The sequence below is a fragment of the Bacillus sp. AY2-1 genome (assembly GCF_008368965.1).
Taxonomy (GTDB): domain Bacteria; phylum Bacillota; class Bacilli; order Bacillales; family Bacillaceae_G; genus Bacillus_A; species Bacillus_A thuringiensis_S.
On sequence record NZ_QPEL01000301.1, the window covers coordinates 1 to 2,984 of the forward strand.

Consider the following 2,984-nt stretch of genomic DNA (forward strand, 5'->3'; position numbering starts at 1 on the left):
CAGCACCCTATTACTCCTCCTACAGCTAATACCTGTTTAACCCAACTCTTAAATTTTTGATTACTGTAAATCGCTTGCACTCTTTCCATATTTCCTCCTATTAAGGAAAACCCTTATAGACTCTCACCTTGCTATGGTAACATTAAAAAATGGCTAATAGAGGCCTAATGTATAAATATGCAATATTGCATACATAAATGTATTGTTATAATCGTAAACGCTTACTATAATAAAGTTATAAAGATTCACCAAATCTTAATACGAAAAAAAAGGAGCAAATAATATGGAAATCGCAATGGCAGTTTTAAAATTTATAGGTGGAGCAATCCCATTAATTCAAGAACTTCTAAAAGCATTTATGTAAATTCACTATTTAGCAATTATTTATAAAAATTATCATACAAATGATCTGTATATCAAAAATGAATTGATTTACAGATCATTTGCGTGAGCAAGTTCCCTTTAACATGACTAAGGGACTTTTTTAATTTTTAAATACTTAAAGTTACGCCACATTAACATCAAGTTAGCAAAACAAAAAGAAAAATACGCACCCTTCCTATAATTCTACAAATGGAATAGCATATTTTTCATTTTTGGGACCTAAAAAAGCTTTAACTTGATGGTGATGGGGTAACAATTCTGATTTAGAGATAAGATCAGTTTATACAAAGATTACCCACCGATATGTGGAAGATGAAGAATACACTTGCGAAATTGAAACGATTGAATTAAAGGACTTGATGTTAGTGTGGTTAACAGAATATGAAAATCACTTAAAAAATCGTAATCTTAACTAAAAAACACCAAGACTACCTCTCTTCAGGGCAATCTTGATGTTTTTTACGTTCACATACAAATTATTATTTGTATTGTTACATGGGTTCTTTATTAAATTATATACGTCTACTTTACCATCGATAAGCGCAATGACTAATGTCTCCCATTTTATCGTACTGATTACCTATACGAGGTTTTAAAAGAACCACCTTGACTAAAATGATAAAACAAGAAATCGAAATGAGCCCCTTTTTTATTTTGTAAGCAGTAAAGCTTCCATATAATGCTCTTTTCTCTCAAGAGCTTTTTTTGCATCATCAGCTGTTAATATATAATCTACTGCAATGCTCTGTAATAGCTCCTTATCCGCATTTGGCAACTGAATCGTTATATCTTCCACACTACTCTTATTATTTCCATTTATCTTATTAAATTCTTGAATACTTCTTGCCAGCTCTGCTAATTTTTCCATATGCACAGGATTGTTTACATCCAAAAATATATTACTTCTAAAAACTGCCGTAACATATTTCTTTACATTTTTCTTTTATTTTCTGCTTCTTCCTTTTTATCAAAAACAATATTTCCCGTATACATTTGTTCAAACGTGAATATATCGTTATTCTCTTTTCCAGCATAATATGTATTGAACTTTTCTTTTAAATCATTCGCTTCTTTTTTGATTTTATAATTATCACTATCTACTTTTGGAGAGATTCGTCCATCCAAAGCTAGCTGAAACTGCAAATACGGTTCATTTACTTGCTGTACATGAGCTATCCGTACATCTGGCCCCAGTAAATCTTTATAATTCCCCGGTATTTCAACTTCATTTAGTTTAACAGAAAAACCATACTGCGATTTTGTATAACTTTGAGCTTTTTGTTTAATTTCTTTATCCGATATATCACATGATGTTAATAGTATTAAACTAAACATCATACTACATGTTATTTTTGTTATTTTCATATGGTATCTCCTTTTATGCTTACTTCATATACATAAATGCTAATATAGATTTCCGATAAAGTCACGAAGTTTAACAAAAAGAAGAGCAGTTTTAAGTTGCTATGTTTATACAATTTCATATGAATTAGAGTTAAGTTTAAAGGAAGTAAATCGTGAGTTTTCTCTTTATACAATCATTTAACTTACTAACACTTTTCATAAGATATTTACACACTGCATTTAGGTAAAGAAATACAGAAATGTGTTTTTTTCTTTGTACTATCTAAATTTATGCTCCCTCCATGTTTTTCTACTATATGCTTAGCAATAGTTAATCCAAGACCTGATCCCCCATTATTTTCTCGAGAATCATCTACTCGAACAAATGCATCAAAAATACTTTGTTTCATATCCTCAGGTATTCCAATTCCATTATCTATAATGTTTATATATACTTTGCTTTTATCCTCAATTAACGATACAAACACGGTCGTACCTGCCGTATTATACTGTAGGGCATTAGATATTATGTTAGAGATAGCACGGTATAGTAATCTATTGTTAATTGGAGCAATCACTTCTTTAGAGGGAATTTGATATTGAAGGATTAAGCGCTTCGTTTGAAATAAATCATAATATTCTACAAGCAATTCACGAATAAACTCAGATACATCAGTTGGATGTACTTCAAAAGGGTAATCAGAATGCTCCAATTTAGACAGTTCAAAAATATCTTCAGTTAATACCGCAATGATTCGAATCTTATTATATATTACATTCAAAGTTCTTTCTCTTTCACCTTTTTCAGTAATGATCCCTAGTTGTAATGCTTCAACAAAACCTTGAACGGTTGTAATTGGTGTCCTTAAATCATGTGACAAATCTACAAGCATCTTCTGCTTGGTTTCTTCTAACTTCTTCTTCTCTTTCTCTATTTTATCCAGTTTTTCCGACATAACATTAAACGAATGCTGTATTTGCATTAACTCAAAATATGTTTCATAGTTTAACCTTTTATCATATCTCCCACTAGCAATTTCCTCAAATCCAGTTGCTAGTTTATCCAATGGCCTGGTTATTTTCCTAGCAATTTGCCTACTAAATATATATACATTCATAGAGAAAAATACAAAAAATAAAACGATTGTAGTAAGTAATATCTTATAAAAAACATATACGTATTCCTCATTTTTATCAGAAAACGTATATTCATACTTTATTGCTTTTTTAGGAACCTTAACAAGGCAATATAATGT

General features: G+C 30.2%; 1 protein-coding gene and 2 pseudogenes. 1 reads left to right on the forward strand and 2 read right to left on the reverse strand.

Going from position 1 to position 2,984, the window contains the following annotated elements; translation table 11 throughout:
• The first annotated feature begins 177 nt into the window (after nucleotides 1-177).
• A pseudogene (locus DN403_RS32100) lies at nucleotides 178-364 on the forward strand (hypothetical protein).
• 669 nt (nucleotides 365-1,033) lie between these two features.
• Here the strand turns inward: DN403_RS32100 and DN403_RS30625 are convergent.
• Nucleotides 1,034-1,749 (reverse strand): annotated as a pseudogene (locus DN403_RS30625) (hypothetical protein).
• A gap of 206 nt (nucleotides 1,750-1,955) precedes the next feature.
• Nucleotides 1,956-2,984, reverse strand: a 1,029-nt coding sequence (locus tag DN403_RS30630; RefSeq protein WP_149186118.1) for a HAMP domain-containing sensor histidine kinase, incomplete at its 5' end; no start/stop codon positions are given.